The following is an 18,515-nucleotide window of genomic DNA, read 5'->3' on the forward strand; positions in this document are numbered from 1 at the left end:
CGGCGCACCCTCGTTCAGCCTCGGGCCGCCGCGTCGAGCGCCTCACCGCGCAGGGTGCGCTGCGTCCCGTCGCGCTGCTCCAGCAGCAGGCGGCGCAGCGGCGCGGGCACGCGCGTCGGATCCTGCGCGAGGGCCGTGTCCACCGCGTCGACGATCCGCTGCTCCACGATCAGCGACGGATACAGCCCGTTGACCAGAAGCTGCGCCATGTGCGGGGTGCGCGTCGCCCACAGGTCCGCGACCTTCGCGAAGTACTTGTCCGCGTAAGGCGCCAGCAGGTCGCGCTGATCGGCCTGACGGAAGCCGAGGACGACCGCCATCAGCGTCTCGTTCGGCAGCTCGTCCGAGTCCACCATCGAGGCCCACGCCGCGGCCTTCGCCTCCACCGTCGGAATCGCCGCGCGCGCCGAGGCGGCGTGCCGCTTGCCCGCCGCCGTCGGGTCGCGCTCCTCCTCCGCCGTGATCTGGCCCTCCGGCGCCCGGCCGGTCGCCGCCAGCCGGTGCAGAAGCGTCCAGCGCAGCTCCGTGTCCACGACAAGGCCGTCGATCTGCTGCGTCCCGGCCAGCAGCCCGGAGAGCAGGTCCAGATGCTCGGTCGAGCGGGCCACGGCGGCCAGGGCGCGCGCCCACGCGAGCTGGACGTCGCTGCCGGGGTGCGCCGCGAGCAGCTGGGAGTGTGCGAACGCCGCCCACTTCGCCGCGCCCTCCTCGCGCCAGGCCGGGGCAGCGTACAGCTCGATCGCGGCCTTGACCTGCCGCTGGAGCGACTGGAGCACGCCGATGTCGCTCTCGCGCTGCGCACCCGAGATCACCAGCGCCACATAGTCGCGCGCCGGCAGTTCGGCGTTGCGCACCATGTCCCAGGTCGCGACCCAGCTCAGCGCGCGCGGGAGCGACTCGGCGAAATCGCCGATCGACTCGACCAGCGTGGCCACCGAGCGCTCGTCGAACCGGATGCGCGCGTACGACAGATCGTCGTCGTTGAGCAGCACCAGGTCCGGTTGCGCGACGCCGACCAGCTCAGGCACCGCGGTCGACGCGCCGTCCACGTCGAGCTCGATGCGATGCGTGCGCACCAGGCCCTCGGGCTTTCGGTCGTAGAGACCGACGGCGACCCGATGCGGCCGCAGTGTCGGGTAGTCGGCCGGCGCCTCCTGCGTGATCGTGAAGCTCGAATACGCGCCGCTGTCGTCGAGCGTGAACACGGGGCGCAGCGTGTTCGGGCCGGCTGTCTCCAGCCACGACTTCGACCACGCGCCGAGGTCGCGCCCGGACGCCTCCTCCAGCGCGCCGAGCAGGTCCGAAAGCCGGGTGTTGCCCCAGGCGTGCCGGCGGAAGTAGGTGCGCAGACCACTGACGAACGCGTCATCGCCCACGTACGCCACCAGCTGCTTGAGCACCGAGGCGCCCTTGGCGTAGGTGATGCCGTCGAAGTTGACGTAAACGTCCTCCAGATCGCGGATCTCGGCCACGATCGGGTGAGTGGACGGCAACTGGTCCTGCGCGTAGGCCCAGGTCTTCTCGACGTTGGCGAAAGTCGTCCAGGCGCCGGACCAGCGCGTCGCGTGGACCTGGCAGCGCACCGAGGCGTAGGTCGCGAACGACTCGTTCAGCCACAGGTCGTTCCACCACTCCATGGTGACCAGGTCACCGAACCACATGTGCGCCAGCTCGTGCAGGATTGTCTCCGCGCGCCGTTCGTACGCGGCCTCGGTGACCTTCGAGCGGAAGATGTAGTCCTCGCGGAAGGTGACGCAGCCGGCGTTCTCCATGGCGCCCGCGTTGTATTCGGGCACGAACAGCTGGTCGTACTTCGGGAACGGGTAGGGCAGGTCGAACAGCTGCTGGAAGTAGTCGAAGCCCTTCTTGGTCACGTCGAGGATCTCCTCGGCGTCCAGGAACTCGGCCAGCGACTTGCGGGCGGCCACGGCCATCGGCACCGCGGTCCCGTCCGGCCCGGTGTAAGTGTCGCGCACCACGTGGTAGTCGCCCGCGACCAGCGCCGTGATGTACGTGGAGATCCGCTCGGTCGGAGCGAACCGCCACACCGCGCGCCCGTCGCCGAGCGGCTCGGGTCGCGGGGTGGGGGAGTTGGAGAACAGCTCCCAGTCCTGCGGCGCGGTCACCGTGAACCGGAAGGTGGCTTTGAGGTCGGGCTGCTCGAAGTCGGCGAAGACCCGCCGCGCATCCGGCACCTCGAACTGCGTGTAAAGTGACACCCCGCCGTCCACCGGGTCGACGAAGCGGTGCAAGCCCTCGCCGGTGTGGCTGTACGCGCAGGTGGCCCGTACCTTCAGCTCGTTGTCGGTCTCCAGCCCGTCCAGGGCGATGCGAGAGTCGGCGTAAACCGCCGCCGGATCCAGCGCCCGGCCGTTCAGCACGATCTCCTCGACACTCGGGGCGACGAGGTCGGCGAAGGTGGCGGAACCGGGCTGTGCGGAGAACCGCACGACGCTCGTGGACGCGAAGGTATCCGGGCCGGTGGTCAGGTCGAGCTCGACTTCGTAGGACGAGACCGACAGGAGGCGCGCCCGTTCGGCCGCCTCTTCACGGGTGAGATTGGTACCGGGCACTTTGCTGCACGGCTCCTTACACGTAGGTGCTGGTTTGGTGTTCCGATCCTCGCACGCCCGGCCCCGGCCGGTCGCGGTGGAATCGAAGCGGCGCGATAACTGTTCGCAAGGCTAAACGGCCTCAACGCTGTACCCGACGTGTTCCGTTGATTCCGCGTCCCGTGAACGAGGGAGACTGTAGTGACTGAACGTGATGACGCAAGGGCGAGTGCGGACTTCTGGTTCGACCCGTTGTGCCCGTGGGCCTGGATCACCTCCCGGTGGATGCTGGAGGTCGAGAAGGTCAGGCCGGTGGACGTGAGCTGGCACGTCATGTCGCTGGCGTACCTCAACCAGGACCGTGACCTGCCGGAGAACTACCGCAAGCTGATGGACACCGCCTGGGGCCCCGTGCGGGTGTGCATCGCGGCGCAGCAGCAGTTCGGCGACGAGGTGCTGCTGCCGCTGTACAACGCGCTGGGCGAGCGGCGACACCACCAGAAGCAGGAGTTCACCCGCGAGGTGATCCTGGAGGCGCTGCAGGAAGCCGGCCTGCCCGCGTCACTGGCCGACGCGGCCGACTCGGCCGAGTACGACGAGGCGCTGAAGGTCTCGCACCATCAGGGCATGGACCAGGTCGGCTACGAGGTCGGCACCCCGGTGATCTCCGTCAACGGCGTGGCGTTCTTCGGCCCGGTGCTCTCGCCGATCCCGCGCGGCGAGGCGGCGGCCAAGCTGTGGGACGGGGTGTTGCTGGTCGCGGGCACCGACGGGTTCTTCGAGCTCAAGCGCACCCGGACCCGTGATCCGATCTTCGACTGAACGCCTGGGGCCGTCCCGGCGCGGATGCACCGGGACGGCCCCTTCGCGGCGCCGGCGGCCGCCGGCGTCAAAGCAATGAGAGCACTGACTCAACCGACGCGGGTGCCCTCGCGCTCGGGCGCCCGCGGCGCGCTTTCGGCCGCCTCTTGCGCCGCCGCGCCCGCACCCGAGCCGGCAGCCGCGTCGTCGTCGTCCGTCTCGCGCCGCGCCGGGCAGGGCTCGATCCGCAGGATCCGCGCCGCCCACACCGGCATCCACCAGTTCCACCGGCCGAACAGCGAGATCAGCGCGGGCACCAGCAGCGCCCGCACGACGGTGGCGTCCAGCAGGATGCCCGCGCCCAGCGCCGTGGCGAAGATCTTCACGTCCGTGCTCGGCGCCGAACCGAGCGCGGCCATGGCCAGGAACAGGATCAGCGCCGCCGAGGTGACCAGCCGCCCGGTGCGCCCGATCCCGGTCACCACCGCCCGGCGGGTCGAGCCGGTCGCGTCGTACTCCTCGCGCATCCGGGCCAGGATGAAGACCTCGTAGTCCATCGAGAGCCCGTAGAGGAACGCGAAGACCATCAGCGGGATCCAGCCGGTGATCGCGCCGGTGGCCGGGATGCCCCAGATCGCGTTGGAGCCGTGGCCCTTCTGCCAGACCAGCACCAGCACCCCGTAGACCGCGGCGAGCGAGAGCAGGTTGAGCGCCACCGCCTTGAGCGGCAGCACGATCGACCGGAACGCCCGCGCCAGCAGCACGAAGGTGAGCAGCCCGAGCAGGGCGAGCATCAGCGGGAAGGTGCCGTAGACCGCGTGGATCAGGTCGACCTCGACCGCGCCGAGACCCCCGGTCATCGTCCCGGGCACGGCGGCCAGCGCCCCGCGCAGCGCCCGCGTCGTGTTCTCACCGGCCGTGCTGGTGCTCTCCGCGGTCGGCACGGCCAGCACCAGCGAGGAGTCCGGGCGCGTCCAAGCGGCGCCGCTCGGCGTCGCGGTGAAATCGATGCCTGACACGCTCGCCGCGGTGGACGCCACGGTCGCGGTCGAGGCGCTCTTGGGCACGTAGAGCTCGAGCGGGGTCAGCACGCCGGTGGGGATGCCCGCCTGCCGGAGCATGAGCACGCCTTCGTGCGCCGGACCGCTCTGCGCCAGCGAGTCGGAGGAAGGGTCGCCGATCTTCAGGCCGGTGGTGTTGAACGCCAGCACCCCGAGCACGGCCAGAGCGCCGAGCGCCGCGATCCATCGCCGCCGCACCACCAGGTTCGCCCACGCGGTCCAGCTGCGGGAGGCCTTGTCCTCGTGCCGGATGCGGGGCCAGTCCAGGCGCTTGCCGATCCCGGACAGCAGGGCCGGGACCAGCGTGAGCGTCACGCACACGGACACCAGCGGGATGATCATGCCGCCGAAGCCGATCGAGCGCAGGAACGGCACCGGCAGCACGACCAGCGCGAGCAGGCCGAGGGCAACCGTGACGCCGGAGAAGGCGACCGCGCGGCCGGCGGTGCTCATCGCGCGGTGCACCGCGGTGTCGTTGTCGTAGCCGTGTGCCAGTTCCTCGCGCCAGCGGGTGACCAGCAGCAGCGAGTAGTCGATCGCCACGCCGAGCCCGATCAGGCCGACCAGGAACTGCACGATCATCGACACCGAGGTGATCTCGGTGACTGCCAGGATGCCCAGGAACGCGGTCAGCACCGAGACGGCGGCGACCAGCAGCGGCACCAGCGCGAGCAGCGACGCGAAGACGAACAGCAGCACCGCGAGCGCGCCGATGCCGCCGATCATGATCTCGTTGAGGATGCTCAGACCCTTGCCGGACCCCGAGCCGGCGTTCTGCAACTGCTGCTCGCCGGTGATCCGCACCGTCGAGCCGGCCGGCAGCGCGGCGGTCAGCCGCTGCTGCACGGCCGCGGAGATCTGGTCCTGCACCTTACCGGTGGCCATGCCGCCGACGCCGGGGGTGAACACCAGCGCGAAGGTGGTGCGCCGGTCCGAGCCGATGAACTTCGCGTCGCCGGTGTTCGCGTAGTCGGCGATGCGCGTCTGCGGGATGTCCGCCAGCGCCCCGAACGCCGCGCTCACCCGCGAGCCGTCGGCCGGCACGCCCGCCGGCAGCTGCGCAACAGCCACGAGCGGCGCGCCCATGCCGCCGTTGCCGTATTCGGCGGCGATCGCCTGGTTCGCCGTGTAACTCGGCTGGCCGGGCATCGAGAACGTCTTGTCGAGGTGGTTGGACAGCGTGCTGGACGCCGCGATGCCGGCGACGAACGCGACGAGCCACAGGCCGTAGATCCACTTGCGGTGCGCGGTGACAAAGGACGAGAGCCTGTCCATGGCGCCTGATCCCCTCCTACTCCCGTGATCACGCGCCGGCTCTGTACGCGGCGCTTCATCCGAGAGCGAACCAGGACCGCCTGGCGTGGCACTGTGTCCTTGCTGTGAGAGCCCTGTGAGAGCTGGTACGTCGTTTTTCGCAATGTTCTCATCGGCGCCGGCCAGGGAACCCTCGACGGGCAGCGTCACCGTGAACACCGCGCCGCCGCCGGCCGCCGAACGCACCTCGGCCCTGCCGCCGTGCGCCGCCGCCACCGAGGCCACGATGGACAAGCCGAGCCCGGAGCCGCCCGCCGCGTCGCCGCGCTTGCGGGAGGCGTCCGCGCGATAGAAGCGTTCGAACACCCTCGCCTGCTGCTCCGGCGTCAGGCCGGGACCGGTGTCGGCGACCTCGATGACCGCGTCCTGCCCGACCCGGCGCACGCTCACCGACGCCGGCGTCCCCGGCGGCGTATGCGCGCGGACATTCGAGAGCAGATTCGCCAGCAGTTGCCGCAGACGGTCGGCGTCGCCGCAAACCTCCACGCGCTGCGCGGCCGCGTCCACGCCGACGCCGTGCGGTTCGTCCTGTTCCTGCTGCTCGGCGCGCACCGTCACCTCGACCGGCCACTGCGGTCCGGCCGCCTGCGAGTCGCGCGCCGCGTCGCGGGCCAGCGCCCCGAGGTCAACCATGCCGCGGCCCAGCGGCCGGCCCGAGTCCAGCCGCGCCAGCAGCAGCAGCTCGTCGACCAGCACACCCATCCGCGCCGACTCCGACTCGATGCGCCGCATCGCCAGCGCCAGATCCTCCGGCCGCGAGGCCGCCCCGCGCCGGAACAGCTCCGCGTAGCCGCGGATCGAGGCCAGCGGGGTGCGCAACTCGTGCGAGGCGTCCGCGATGAAGCGGCGCAGCCGCTCCTCCGAGGAACGCTGCTCCTGGAAAGCGCGCTCCAGGCGTGCCAGCATCGCGTTCACCGAAGCGCCGACGCGGCCGACCTCGGTCACCACGTCCGAGGGGTCGACCCGCCGGTCGAGCTCGCCCGCGCCGATCGCCACGATCTGGTCGCCCATCCGCTCGAAGGGCTCCAGGTTCCGCTTGATCCGCCGGTTCGCCATCACCCCGACCATGCCGAAGGCCAGCAGCAGGGCGACGAACTCGATCCAGCCCACCGAGCTCATCGTGGTGTTCAGGTCCTGCTGTGAAACTCCGAGAATCAGATAGCCGCGCCCTCCGGGCAGCTGCGAGGCGCGCAGCCGGAACGCGTATCCGGGATGCACACTGCTCCCCGAGTCCGCGCTGAACAGCGTCGCACCATCGTGCTGTGGACCGGAGTGGGGCGGACCGAGCTTCAGCTGCGCGGGCAGTGCGGGCTCGTCGCCTCGCGCCGCCTTGAACACGATCCGGTTGTGCGGGTCGCGCACCTCGATGAAGATCGGCAACAGGCCGGTGTCGGTCATCAGGCGCCAGCTGGACTGCGCGTCCTTGGATGCGTTCAGATCCAGCGACTTCCCGAGCGGCTGCTGTGCGGCGTACTTGTTGAATAGCTGGGCGGTGCCGTTCAGCTGCGTGTCGAGCCGGTCCTGCATGACCGTGTGCACGGCGAAGAACGTGCAGAGGGCCGCCACCGTCAGGCCGAGCGCGAGCCTCGTCAGCAGCGTGTGCAGCAGCCGCTTGCGCAGCGTTCGTGCGCGGTGGACGCGCGGGAGCCGAAGTCTGCACATCGGCTACTCCTTGGGCAGCCGCAGCGAGTATCCGACGCCGCGGACCGTGTGGATCAGCGGCGGCCGCTCGCGGTCCACCTTCTTGCGCAGGTAGGAGATGTACGTCTCGACCACGTTGTCCCCGCCGCCGAAGTCGTACTGCCAGACGTGGTCGAGGATCTGTGCCTTCGACATGACGCGGCCCGCGTTGAGCAGCAGGTAGCGCAGCAGCTTGAACTCGGTCGGGGTCAGGTCGAGCAGCGCCCCCGCGCGCCGCGCCTCGTGCGCGTCCTCGTCCAGGATCAGATCCGCGAACTCCAGGCGCTCGTCCTCCAGCGCCGGGCGGGTGCGGCGCAGCACCGCGCGGATCCGGGCGATCAGCTCGTCCAGGGAGAACGGCTTGGTGACATAGTCGTCGCCGCCGACGGTCAGCCCGGTGATCTTGTCCTCGGTCGCGTCCCGCGCGGTGAGGAACACCACGGGAAGCCTCACGCCCTGCGAGCGCAGCCGTCCGCACACCTCGATCCCGGTGTAATCCGGCAGCATCACGTCGAGGACGGCCAGGTCGGGTGCGAATTGCGCGGCCTTGCCCAGGGCCTCGCGGCCGGTGCCGGCGGTGGCGACCTCGAAGCCCTCGTAGCGCAGCGCGAGGCCGACCAAATCCGTGATCGCCGCCTCGTCGTCGACGACCAGGATCCGGGCTTCCGGTTTGCCGTTCTGGCGCTCGGTCATCGCGTTCAGCCCCCAGGTCTTCGCGCCGCTCCGGCTGTGTGCTGCAGAGCGTATGTAGTTCCACTGTGCCGTACCTGGGGGATTCCTGTGAGCCGCCTGTGCCACCAGGCAAGCGCCGGAGCGCGCGCGATTCCACAGGTTGTCGTGGAACCGGCCACGCGCCCTACGCGGCGTGGGAAACTGTGCCCATGCGTATCTTCCTCGGCTCGGACCACGCCGGCTACGAACTGAAGAACCGCCTGCTCGACCGTCTCAAGGAACTGGGCCACGAACCGGTCGACTGCGGTCCGCACGAATATGTGTCCACCGACGATTACCCGCCGTATGTGATGCGCGCGGCGCAGGGAGCGGCCGACGAGCCCGGCTCGCTCGGGGTCGTGGTCGGCGGCTCCGGAAACGGCGAGGTCATCGCCGCGAACAAGATCCACGGGGTCCGCGCCGCGTTGGTGTGGAGCGAACAGACCGCGACGCTTGCCCGTCAGCACAACGACGCGAACGTGATCAGTGTCGGCGGGCGGATGCACCCGACCGAGGACGCCGTGCGATTCGTCGAACTCTTCATCGACACGCCGTTCAGCGGCGACCCCAGGCACGCTCGGCGCATCGGCATGTTGTCCGAGTACGAGCGCAGCGGAGAATTGCCCGCGCTGCCGCAGTGAGGCCGGCGACCGTGGACCGTAACCCCCGCGAGCGCCGGGTGCGCGTCGGCGCCGTTTTCTTCACCTCCACTTCAGCTGCTTCAGGTACCCACTCGATCGGGTGATGGAAATGACGCCTGGCCATGCCGAGGAGAGTCCGCCTGGTGACGCCGCGCGCATCCGCTCGATAAGGTCACCCGCATGGCGGTGACAGCCTCGGTTGAGCGCGCTACGGAAGACCGGCCGCGCGCCCGGTTGCGTCGCATCGCCGCCTTCGCGTTCTGGCTGCGGCGCACCGCGCTGCAGTCCGAGGCGTTCCTGCTGCCCGCGCTCATAGCGGCGTCGATCTTCGTCGGCGTGATCGCGCATTTCCACACGGTGTGGGCACAGCCGGCGATGGTCACGCTGCCGCTGCTGCTCGGCGGCTTCCTGCTGCGCTTCACCGCACAACTGGTGCTGCTGGTGGTCTCGGCACTGGTGGTCGTGGTGGACGCGCTGACCAGCCATCCGGCCCGGCCGACACCCGGCACGGTGCTGCTGATCGGTGCGACCGCGCTGATCGTGCTCGTGATGTCGCGCGGACGGGTGAGGCTCGGGGTGCGCGGCACCCGCGGCGAGTCCATGCTCTTCGACCTGCGCGAGCGGCTGCAGGCGCAGGGCCGGGTGCCGCAACTGCCCCGGGGCTGGCACCTCGAACTGGCGCTGAAGTCGGCCGGCGGCCAGTCCTTCGCCGGCGACTTCCTCATCGCGGCACGCAGCGACCAGGACGGGGTGGACGGCTGGGCCGCGGATATGCCCGCCGAACAGAGCAAGGGCTGCGGTCGTCTCCAACTCGGCCTGGTCGACGTCTCCGGCAAGGGCCTGCAGGCGGGCACGCGCGCGCTGCTGCTCTCCGGGGCGTTCGGCGGCCTGCTCGGATCGGTCCCGCCCTCGCAGTTCCTCGCCGCGGCCAACCGCTACCTGCTGCGGCAGGGCTGGGAGGAGGGCTTCGCCACCGCGGTGCACCTCGTCATCGACCTCGAAACCGGCGACTACGAGTGCTACAGCGCCGGGCACCCGCCGATCGCGCACCTGGCGGCCGGATCCGGCCGCTGGTCGTTGCGTGAGACCCCGGGCCCGGTGCTCGGTGTGCTGTCAGACGTGGAATACACCCCGACGCGTGGCCGCCTCGAATACGGCGACGGCCTGATGCTGTTCACGGACGGAATGATCGAGCAGCCCGGCCAGGACCTGTCCGTCGGGCTGGACCGGTTGCTCGGTGCGGCGGGCACGTTGCAGACCAAGGGCTTCGGCGGGGGCGCGGCGCGCGTCGTGGACACGGTGGCGCGCAAGACGAACGACGACCGGGCGCTGGTACTGGTGTGGCGCACCCGGCACGGCCTGTAACCGGACGGCCTCGCTTCGGCCCGCGCGGCGCGGCGGCGTTCCGCAGTAGCTCAGCTGACTGGATTTCAGACGACGCGTGTACTGCAAGCACTCAGCGCACTACGCTGAGCATGTCAAGGTTCGTCAACAGCTGAAGAGGTCGTGCCATGATATCCGCGACTGCCAAGCCGTCGCCGAGTCAGGTGCCGGTCGGAGTCGACCCGGACCGGCCGAGTATCGCGCGGGTCTATGACGGGTTCCTCGGCGGCAAGGACAACTACGCGGTCGACCGCGAGGTGATGAAGAAGGTGCTGCAAGCGGTTCCCGAGGCGGCGGACATCGCCCGGGGCAACCGCGGCTTCCTCAACCGCGCCTGCCGCTTCCTGGCCGCGCAGACGGACATCGACCAGTTCCTCGACTGCGGCTCCGGGCTGCCGACCGCCGAGAACACCCACCAGATCGTGCAGCGCGCCAACCGCGACGCGGTCGTCGTGTACGTGGACAACGACCCGGTCGTGCTCGCCCACGGCCGTGCGCTGCTCGAAAGCGACGAACACGCCTACATCATCGAGGCGGACATATTCGAGCCCGCGACGGTGCTGGCCCACGAGACCGTACGGCAGCGGATCGACTTCTCCCGGCCGCTCGCCCTGCTGCACGTCGGCACCCTGCACCATCTTGAGGGCGACAGTGGCGCGATCGTGATGAAGCAGTACATCGACGCGCTCGCCCCGGGCTCCTACGTGGTCTTCAGTCACTTCTACGACCCCGAGACGAGCGAACTGACGCCGGTGGCCAAGCGGATCGAGGACGTGCTGGTGCACGGCCCGATGGGCGCCGGGCGCTTCCGCAGCCGCGACCAGATCGAGGCGATGCTGCCCGGCCTGGAGATCATCAAGCCGAACGCCGTGACGGAGCCCGGCCTGGTCGCCTGCTACCAGTGGTGGCCGGACGGCCCGATGCTCAGGCCACCGAGCCTGGCCGCGCAGTGCATCGCGGGCATCGTCGCCCGCAAGCCCTGACCGCGTAGGCGGCGAAGGCCGCGGTCCACCCGAGCGTGGACCGCAGCCGGTCGGTCAGGACACCGCCTTCAACAGGGCGTTGCACTCGGGTCCGGCCGTCTGGGCGCCGAAGTTGCCGCCGACCGCGAGCGCCGCGACCGCGAAGTCGCCGTGGACCGCGATCGTCCAGCTGTTCGCCGTCTTGCCCTGGACCTCGGCGGTGCCGGTCTTGCCGTAGACGCCGGGCTGCGTGAGCACGCCGGTCAGTGTGCCGTTGGTCACCGCCGCGCGCATGAGCGTCTTGAGATTCTGGTCGGTCGACGCGGGCAGCGGCTTCAACGACAGCTGCGCCGTGCCCGGCGCCAGGATCGGCTGCTTGAACGAACCGTTGGCGATGGTCGCCGCCACCGAGGCCATCACCAGCGGCGAGGTGGTGATCTGGTCCTGCCCGACCAGTTCCTCGGCGAGGCTGTTGGACGAGGTGTCCGGCACGGTGCCGTAGGTCGTCGGCTGGCCGAGGCCGACGTCCCACTTCTGGTTGAGGCCGTAGTAGTCGTGCGCGGTGCCGGCCAGTTCGCTGCGGGTCACCTTGCCCTCGAAGCTGCTGAAGGCGTTGTTGCAGGACTGGGCGAAGTCCCAGAGGAAGGACTCGCCGCCGCCGCCCTCCTGCTCGCTGTTGTGCAGCGTGATGCCGTCGGCGTTGAGGGTCTTCGGGCAGTCCCAGGTCTGGTTCAGGTTGTTGATGATGCCCTTGTTCAACACCAGCGTGGTGGTGATCGTCTTGAACGTGGAGCCGGGCGCGTACCTGCCGACCATCGCGATGTCCAGGCCGTTGGGCGGGTTGTTCGCCACCGCCAGGATGTTGCCGGTGGACGGCTGGATGACCACCATCGAGCTGTTCGGGGCCTGATTGACCGCCTGCTGCGCGGCCGCCTGGACGTTCAGATCGATGGTCGTCTTGACCGCGGCGGTGCTCACCGGGTCGGAGATCTTCGCCACGCTCGAGGCCACCGAGCCGTCCGCGTTCTCCACCTGTACCTTCTGGCCGGGCGTGCCGTCCGTGGCCGGGGCGGACTTCTTCAGGCTGGCGACGATCCCGTTGAGGCTGGGCGCGTTCGAGCCGTTGATCTCCTGGCCGTTGCGGTCCACCACCTTGTCCGCGGTCGCCGGGATCTGGCCCAGGGCCAGCTTCTGGCCCGGCTTGAGGGCGGTGAAGAGCACACTGGGCTGCCACTTGACGAACCAGCGGGTGTAGCCGTTGACGTCCTTGGAGTAGGTGGCCATGCCCGAGTTGTACGACCACGCGCCGGCCGGGGTGCCGACCTGTGCCGCGACGCTGAAGGTCATCCAGCCGGCCGCGCTCGCGGTGCCCGGCATCAGCGACAGGCTGCTGACTTTCAGGTCGTTCTTGTACGCGGTCAGCTGGGCCAGCGCGGTGCCCGGGGCGTCGGTGATGTTCGCGGCGGCCTTGAGGTTGCCGTTCTGCCAGGCGGTCAGGAACGCGGTGCCGGTCTGCGTCGCATCCGAGCCGGCGTCCGAGCCGCTCGGGGAGAAGCCCACGGTCGGCACCGGTTTGGCGCTGATGCCCGGAACGCTGATCCTGCCGGTGAGCGCGAGCGCGGCGATCACCGCGACGATCACCACGGCGACGCCGGCGGTCACCAGCAGTGCGTGGTGGCCGCGGCGCCGTCCGGGACGCCGGCCGTTCGGAGTATCGCCGTACTCGTAGTCGTCGAAATCGTCGTAGTCGCTGTAGGGGCGCGCCGGCAGTATCGGCGCCTGACCGGCGGGTACCTCGTAGTTCGGGGTCCGGCGCGGCCGGTTGCGCGGCGGCTGTGCCTCCTGCGCCGCTTGCGGATGCCAGTCCGCGTCGGCGCCGTAGTCCGGTGATCGGCCCGTCGTGCCGCCGCGCACCGCCATGTCCGACTGGGGTGGCTGTGGCGTTCTCGGTACGTTGGCGCCGGCCCGAGGAATGGCCTGCGTCGGTGCGGCGGCGGCGTAAGGGCGCGGCGGGCTTGCCGCGGACGCGACGGGGATGACCTGCGTACGGTCGTCCGCGCCGGGAATCGACTCACGACCGCCGGGGACAGCACGCGTTGAAGGGTCGGCGGTGTCTTCGGCGGAGTCTCCTGTCTCGGCGGGTTCCGAGCCGGCGGCAGCACGCGGCTGCTCGTCACGCCCGGAGGGCTCGCTCACGGCCTTTGGCATGACCAGTTGGGTGACGTCGTTGTCCGGACCCGGTGTCGCGTTCAGCGCCTGGGTCAGCGCCTCATCCGGCCCGCCCTGGGCGTGGTCCGTGTCACGGTCGGCCTGTCGCTCCGACGGAGCAGCGGATTGCAACTGCGTACTGGTCTCGGGCTGTGCGGTGTCGGGCTGTGCGGTGTCGGGCTGTGCGGTCCCAGAGGTCGCGGAGGTCCCGGACTGCGCGGCCGCCGGCGTCAGGGCCTGCGTCTCGTCCTCCGGCTGTGCCTGAGCCGGAGGCGGCGTCGATTCCGGGTCGGAGCGTGACGGCGGGTCTTCCTGAGCCGCTCGCGAGCCCTCCTCCCGCGCCGCGGGCGGAGAACTGAACCACGAGTCCAGCGCGTCCTCGCGCTCCTGCGGCCCGTTTGCGGCCCGCTGCGGCTTGGTCTCGTCGGTCACTGTCCAGTCCCTCCCGTGCTGGCGCGCCTCGGTCAGCGCACTGCGGAGCATCGCTCCGGTCCGGCGCCGTTCACTTTGGGCACCCTGTTGAAGACGCTTCTCGGACCTTCTGCGTTGCATCCTAATGTGGGCGGTTTCGGCGCCCTTGCCCCGGTTCTCGGCAGGGAAACGCGGGCAGCCGGTGCAATACCCACCTTCGGGTTGTGAAACGCGGGGTGCCCTTACGGATGCGCCGGCATCACAGGTGCGACAGGACGTACCGCTCTTCCGGCCCTGCATAGACGGAGCCGTAGCCCGAGTCCTGCACCACGGTTCCGATCGCTATGTCCAGGTACGGGTCGTAGACCACCAGCCACGCGTTGGGCTTGCCGTCCTTGTTCGCGTCAGTCTCGGCGGTGCCCGTCTTCGCGTAAAGCGGGCCGGTGATGCCGGAGAAGACCCCCGCGGCCGTGCCGTTGAGTACCACCGCGTGCATGAGCGTCTTGAGGTTCGCGTCGATGCCCGAGGGCAGGGCGTTGGCGGTGACCTTCGTGACGCCGCTCACCAGGTAGGGCTGGTGGAAGGACCCGGTACCGACGGTCGCCGCGACCGAGGCCATCGCGAGCGGGGAGGCCACGATCTTGCCTTGGCCGAAGTTCTCCTGCGCCAGCTCCGCGCCGCTTTCGCTGCCCGGCATGCTGAAGTAGCGGTTCGGGCCCAGGCCGATGTCCCACGCCTGGTTCAGGCCGAAGTACGAGGACGCGATGTTCGCCAGCTTCCCGCCCTCAAGCTGCTTGTAGAACTGGGTGAAGGCGTTGTTGCAGGACTGGGCGAAGTCGGTGATGAACGGTGTGCCCGGAGGCTCCGACTCCTCTTTCTTGGTGGTGTCGTCGGTGGCGTTGTGGTAGACGACGCCCTGCACTGTGTATTCGAGCGGGCAAGTCACCGGTGAGTACGGCGTGACGACGCCGTACTTCAGCAACGCAGTGCTGGTGACGATCTTGAAGGTGGAGCCGGGGGCCAGGCCACCGATCAGCGCCGTGTCGCCGCTGCCCGGGGTGTTGGCCACGGCGAGGATCGCGCCTGTGGACGGCCGCAGCACGACCATCGAGCTGCGCGCGCGCATCGACACCGCTTTCTCCGCCAGGGCCTGCACGGTCGGGTCGATCGTGGTCTTGAGCTCGGAGGCGTCCACCGGCTTCTGCAGCGTCGCCAGCGGCGTCTTGCCGACCGCGGCGCCCGAGGCGTCCATCACCTGGACCGCGACTCCGGGGGTGCCGGTGCCGACCGGGGCCTTGCTCTCCAGCGAGACCGCTATGTTCCGGACCGCTGCATCAGAGTACGAAGAGAGCGTCCGGCCCGCGGAGTCGACCACCTTGTTCACGCTGGGCGGCATGGCCACCACGGTCAGCTGCTGTCCGTCGGCCAGGCCGGGCGCGAGTATCGACGGGCTCCAGCGCACCGACCAGCCGTCGGGCTGCTTGTACGCCACAAGGCTGGAGTTGTAGCTCCAGGGCATGGTGCCGTTCTTACCGGTCATGCTCACCGTCGCGGTGGCCGAGAACGGCACAGTGGCCGACGGCCCGTCCGCGGACGCGGCCGCCGCCGTGCTCGCGCCGCTGCCGGACGCGCTCGCCGAGACGCTCGGGGAGGCAGGGGTTGACGCGGCGGCTTGGGCGGGCTGCGGCTTGAGCGTCAGGGAGCTGAGGTTCAGTCCCGACTTGTACGTGTTGAGCGCGGTCATGGCGTCGGTCGGGTCGTCGGTGTACTTGGCCGCGGCCTGCAGGTCGCCGGACTGCCAGGCGCTGAGGAAGGCGGTCGCGGTCTGCTCGGCCGCGGTGGCCGGGTCGGCGCTGGTCGGCTGGAAGCTGGTGTGCGTGGGGGAGGGGGACGAGCCGGCGGCCAGCGCGCCCCCGGTCTTGGCCGGGGACCCGCCACTCGACATCAAGTAGCCGACCAGCGCGATCGCCGCGGCGCCGGCCACCGCGCCGCCCGCGAGCAGCGGCTTGCGGACGCGCCCGGCCCGGCGGTCGTGCGGATGCGGCTCGTACTCGGGGTAGCTGTAGGCCGGCTCCGGTTCGGGCAGCAGCGGCCGCTGCTGGAAGGGGGCCGCCGGACCCGGACCCGGACCCGGACCGCCCGTGCCCGGACCCACGTCACCGGGAGCCTGAGCGCGGCCGGCGCTGCCGTAGCCGGTGCCCTGGCTGGGCTCCGCGGGCCACTGTGGTTGCTGTCCGTACCATTCCGGCCGCTCCTGCTTACGCATCGGCTGCTCTGGCGCCGGCCTCATCGGGGGTATCGCGCCTATCTGCGTGGGCGCGTCGTCCGGAGAGGGAAGCGGTGCGTATGGCCGCGGCGTGAGGGGTGTCTGCCCTGGCACGGGGAAAGGCGCTCCCGCGGGCGGCTTCGGCGCTTGCGCACCCTGCTCGTCACGAAACCAGCCGTCAACCGGCGATCGATCGTCGGACATGCGCGGTGCTTCCCTCCCACTACCGGTTCCCGCCGGGTCCACCCCCGAGAAAGACGCCGACCGCTGTCCAATCGTTGCCGTGTTCCCGAAAACGTGACCGCAGTGTGACGAACGCGAAGCGGCCGCGCGCCCCGCCACCTGCCTGGCAGCGGGGCGCGCGGCCCGTGGAGCGGACGACGGGAATCGAACCCGCGTAGCCAGTTTGGAAGACTGGGGCTCTACCATTGAGCTACGTCCGCAGCGCCGCCCCATCTTGCCACACCGGCGCGGCTCGGGGCATCCGAGTTCCCTGCATCCTGGTCGTGGCCGCCCAACTGGGGGACGTCCCGAGGTATGCGATGCGCCGCGCGCCGTCGAACCGGTACGCTTCCCCTCGTTAAGGCGCGGGGTGTGGCGCAGCTTGGTAGCGCGTCCGCTTTGGGAGCGGAAGGCCGTGGGTTCGAATCCCGCCACCCCGACACATTGACCAGGCTCACCGCGGCCACCCACCATCGGGTGACCGTTGTGGGTCTCAGCCGCTCCTACTCCCGCTGCGTTCCGGGCTGGTGGCGACTCGGTGGCTCGGGCCGGCCGGCGCGGGAGGATCGTTTCCCGGCGTCCGAGGTCCTCCGTTGTTCGCGTGGCCGCGAGCGTTGCCGCGTGGCTGACAAGCGAGCAGGCCGAAGTCGAGCCAGCCACCGCTGACCCACTCTCGGGGTGGCGGCGCCTTGCGCAGTCAGGGCCCGTGCCCACACGCGAGTTCCCGGATCACCGCCGCACAACCGGCCGCGGTCTCGTTCGCAACACCAGTCCGCTGCAGATCGGTCGACTCGCGCGAGAGACTATGGGCACTCTTCGAGAACGGCTCGCGGGGTGGGGCGAAGCGTCCCGTAAGGGGTGCGCCCTGCTGCGGTTGCAGTTCGAATCCCCGGGGCGTTGGCGAGGAGGTTGGTGATGGCGTCTAGCGCGACGTGTACCGCGTCTTGCAGGCCCGACTGGACGTGGAATCGGCTAATCAATCTATTGATATCATCATGCGTGACCGAGACCGCTAGAGTCAGCAGCTCGATACCTACGACGACGTCCAGCTCATCGAGGTCCACCGCGAGCTCTGGCGAGAACTCCACGGTCCGGGCCACATCGTTCTGCATCAGAAGGATGTACGCGGCGTCAGCCGTAGGGTCGATCTCGATCGTGATGGTCGGCTCAGTCATCGGCCCTCCCAGGCTACGCTCTTGATCGTCTTATCGGCGGTCGGACTAGCGTCGGGCACGACCCACACCTTCAGTATGTCCCCGTTCAACCCTGGACCTCTATAGCGAATGCTGGGTTCGGGTGTCGCCAACCTCTCGATGTAGTGCTGAAGTGCATGTTCAATGTCCGCCTGAGACACCCGCCTGTGACGCATACGCTGCCGAGCGTGGAAGGTGTAGGTAAGTCGCATCAGGAGCGGCCCTGCTGCGGGGACTCCTGCTCCTCAACCTCGAACGTGATCGCGTGTTCTTCCTCGCCGTCAATAGCGATCGACCAGCGATAAACCCCGGCCGCAATGAGCGGGACGGTCAGGTTGATCGCCAGTGGCACTCCGATGAGACCAAGATGGGGCTTCGCATCGGGAGGCGTCGGGAGCAGGGACTCCACTCGCAGATGAGGGCCTTCGGGCGGGCGGAACAAGAGAGTCGCTACGCTTTCCGCCTGCCCTTCCGGTACGAGAAGGCGAAGCGCAAGTCCCACGGACTGCTGACTGGGCAGAGTCGGAACCACTACTCGGTCGAACCCGGCGCCGACCACGGTCAGTAAGCCGCCGGCGTCGACGCGCGCGAACTCCGCCAGCAGTGCGTACTGGAGTCGAGCCAAGTTGATCATCCAATCGGTTCAAGTCCGGAAGCTTTAGCACTGCGAGGCGAGTACCTGGCCAGAGCGCATGTCTTCAGGTCGAGACAGCGAGCACCTTACTAAAGATGCTCGCGGGCTCGGCTGCCATACTGATTGGGTCTCAGAGGGCGTTTGGTCTGGTTTTGGGGTCAACCGTCACGATAATTAGACGTCCGTTTTGCCCGATAAGTCGGGTACCAGACAGCGAATCGGCCAAGCGGCGGCGCTCGCAAGGCGCCGGAACACCCTCATACCGGGTTGTCTGTGGGTGTTTCGGCAACGCAGCGAGCGTCGTCGATCGGCCGATTCGCCCCCAAAACCAGACCAAACGTCCTCTCAGCTTGAGATTTGAGGTCGCGGGGATCGACTCCTGGCGGTTGACGGTGTTGTAGCGCATTGCTATAGCCGGGGTGTCATGGCGGTGCGGCGGTGCGTGCCCGGCTTGCCATGAGCGCTATATCCGATTT

The 18,515-nt window shown here is 69.5% G+C and carries 12 protein-coding genes and 2 tRNA genes; 5 read left to right on the plus strand and 9 right to left on the minus strand.

Going from position 1 to position 18,515, the window contains the following annotated elements; translation table 11 throughout:
• Positions 1-14: 14 nt before the first annotated feature.
• Positions 15-2,573, minus strand: a complete 2,559-nt coding sequence (pepN, locus tag KGA66_RS17705) for an aminopeptidase N (protein WP_211469258.1) — start codon at positions 2,571-2,573, stop codon at positions 15-17.
• Between the two features lie 180 nt (positions 2,574-2,753).
• Between pepN and KGA66_RS17710 the strand changes: the two genes are divergently transcribed.
• The gene (locus KGA66_RS17710) at positions 2,754-3,374 is read left to right on the plus strand and encodes a DsbA family protein (RefSeq protein ID WP_211469259.1); all 621 of its coding nucleotides are present in this window, start codon (positions 2,754-2,756) and stop codon (positions 3,372-3,374) included.
• Between the two features lie 89 nt (positions 3,375-3,463).
• On the opposite strand, the gene KGA66_RS17715 is transcribed toward KGA66_RS17710, so the two are convergent.
• Together KGA66_RS17715 and KGA66_RS17720 are read right to left on the minus strand one after the other, a co-directional pair.
• Positions 3,464-7,390 (minus strand): MMPL family transporter, encoded by a 3,927-nt coding sequence (locus KGA66_RS17715; RefSeq protein WP_211469260.1) that lies wholly within the window; start codon positions 7,388-7,390, stop codon positions 3,464-3,466.
• A gap of 3 nt (positions 7,391-7,393) precedes the next feature.
• The gene (locus tag KGA66_RS17720; RefSeq protein WP_211469261.1) at positions 7,394-8,101 is read right to left on the minus strand and encodes a response regulator transcription factor; all 708 of its coding nucleotides are present in this window, start codon (positions 8,099-8,101) and stop codon (positions 7,394-7,396) included.
• A gap of 188 nt (positions 8,102-8,289) precedes the next feature.
• Here KGA66_RS17720 and KGA66_RS17725 point away from each other — a divergent pair, with 188 nt between their 5' ends.
• The 3 genes from KGA66_RS17725 (at position 8,290) to KGA66_RS17735 (ending at position 11,126) form a co-directional block, all read left to right on the plus strand.
• Positions 8,290-8,760 carry a ribose-5-phosphate isomerase gene (locus KGA66_RS17725; protein ID WP_211469262.1) on the plus strand — a complete coding sequence of 157 codons (471 nt, stop codon included), beginning with the start codon at positions 8,290-8,292 and terminating at the stop codon, positions 8,758-8,760.
• A gap of 180 nt (positions 8,761-8,940) precedes the next feature.
• Positions 8,941-10,125, plus strand: coding sequence for a PP2C family protein-serine/threonine phosphatase (locus tag KGA66_RS17730; protein ID WP_211469263.1), 1,185 nt, complete (start codon positions 8,941-8,943; stop codon positions 10,123-10,125).
• Positions 10,126-10,271: 146 nt separating this feature from the next.
• Positions 10,272-11,126: an SAM-dependent methyltransferase gene (locus tag KGA66_RS17735; RefSeq protein ID WP_211469264.1), complete on the plus strand. Its 855-nt coding sequence runs from the start codon at positions 10,272-10,274 to the stop codon at positions 11,124-11,126.
• 54 nt (positions 11,127-11,180) lie between these two features.
• Here KGA66_RS17735 and KGA66_RS31700 read toward each other — a convergent pair whose 3' ends face one another.
• The 3 genes from KGA66_RS31700 to KGA66_RS17750 form a co-directional block, all read right to left on the minus strand.
• Complete coding sequence (locus tag KGA66_RS31700; protein ID WP_211469265.1) at positions 11,181-13,745, minus strand: penicillin-binding transpeptidase domain-containing protein; 2,565 nt, start codon at positions 13,743-13,745, stop codon at positions 11,181-11,183.
• Positions 13,746-13,983: 238 nt separating this feature from the next.
• Positions 13,984-16,014 carry a penicillin-binding transpeptidase domain-containing protein gene (locus tag KGA66_RS17745; protein ID WP_211469266.1) on the minus strand — a complete coding sequence of 677 codons (2,031 nt, stop codon included), beginning with the start codon at positions 16,012-16,014 and terminating at the stop codon, positions 13,984-13,986.
• A 345-nt stretch (positions 16,015-16,359) separates the two neighbouring features.
• Positions 16,360-16,433 (minus strand) — tRNA-Gly (locus KGA66_RS17750).
• Between the two features lie 145 nt (positions 16,434-16,578).
• On the opposite strand from KGA66_RS17750, the gene KGA66_RS17755 reads away from it, so the two are divergent.
• A tRNA-Pro gene (locus KGA66_RS17755) sits at positions 16,579-16,652 on the plus strand.
• 363 nt (positions 16,653-17,015) lie between these two features.
• On the opposite strand, the gene KGA66_RS17760 is transcribed toward KGA66_RS17755, so the two are convergent.
• Genes KGA66_RS17760 through KGA66_RS17770 form a run of 3 tightly spaced genes read right to left on the minus strand, consistent with a single transcriptional unit; the run spans position 17,016 to position 18,039 of the window.
• Positions 17,016-17,387 (minus strand): DUF2283 domain-containing protein, encoded by a 372-nt coding sequence (locus KGA66_RS17760; protein ID WP_211469267.1) that lies wholly within the window; start codon positions 17,385-17,387, stop codon positions 17,016-17,018.
• Positions 17,384-17,617 carry a DUF4258 domain-containing protein gene (locus KGA66_RS32140; protein ID WP_369015892.1) on the minus strand — a complete coding sequence of 78 codons (234 nt, stop codon included), beginning with the start codon at positions 17,615-17,617 and terminating at the stop codon, positions 17,384-17,386. The genes KGA66_RS17760 and KGA66_RS32140 overlap by 4 nt, the downstream gene beginning before the upstream one ends.
• Positions 17,617-18,039 carry a DUF6941 family protein gene (locus KGA66_RS17770; protein WP_211469269.1) on the minus strand — a complete coding sequence of 141 codons (423 nt, stop codon included), beginning with the start codon at positions 18,037-18,039 and terminating at the stop codon, positions 17,617-17,619. The genes KGA66_RS32140 and KGA66_RS17770 overlap by 1 nt, the downstream gene beginning before the upstream one ends.
• Positions 18,040-18,515 lie beyond the last annotated feature (476 nt).

Origin of the sequence: Actinocrinis puniceicyclus, from assembly GCF_018283645.1 — a bacterium.
GTDB classification, from domain to species: domain Bacteria; phylum Actinomycetota; class Actinomycetes; order Streptomycetales; family Catenulisporaceae; genus Actinocrinis; species Actinocrinis puniceicyclus.

Coding starts and splice junctions, on each gene's coding strand:
- KGA66_RS17715 (WP_211469260.1), bottom strand. CDS start 7,390: ATGTGCAGACTTCGGCTCCCGCGCGTCCACCGCGCACGAACGCTGCGC.
- KGA66_RS17720 (WP_211469261.1), bottom strand. CDS start 8,101: ATGACCGAGCGCCAGAACGGCAAACCGGAAGCCCGGATCCTGGTCGTC.
- KGA66_RS17725 (WP_211469262.1), top strand. CDS start 8,290: ATGCGTATCTTCCTCGGCTCGGACCACGCCGGCTACGAACTGAAGAAC.
- KGA66_RS17730 (WP_211469263.1), top strand. CDS start 8,941: ATGGCGGTGACAGCCTCGGTTGAGCGCGCTACGGAAGACCGGCCGCGC.
- KGA66_RS17735 (WP_211469264.1), top strand. CDS start 10,272: ATGATATCCGCGACTGCCAAGCCGTCGCCGAGTCAGGTGCCGGTCGGA.
- KGA66_RS17745 (WP_211469266.1), bottom strand. CDS start 16,014: ATGAGGCCGGCGCCAGAGCAGCCGATGCGTAAGCAGGAGCGGCCGGAA.
- KGA66_RS17760 (WP_211469267.1), bottom strand. CDS start 17,387: ATGACTGAGCCGACCATCACGATCGAGATCGACCCTACGGCTGACGCC.
- KGA66_RS32140 (WP_369015892.1), bottom strand. CDS start 17,617: ATGCGACTTACCTACACCTTCCACGCTCGGCAGCGTATGCGTCACAGG.
- KGA66_RS17770 (WP_211469269.1), bottom strand. CDS start 18,039: ATGATCAACTTGGCTCGACTCCAGTACGCACTGCTGGCGGAGTTCGCG.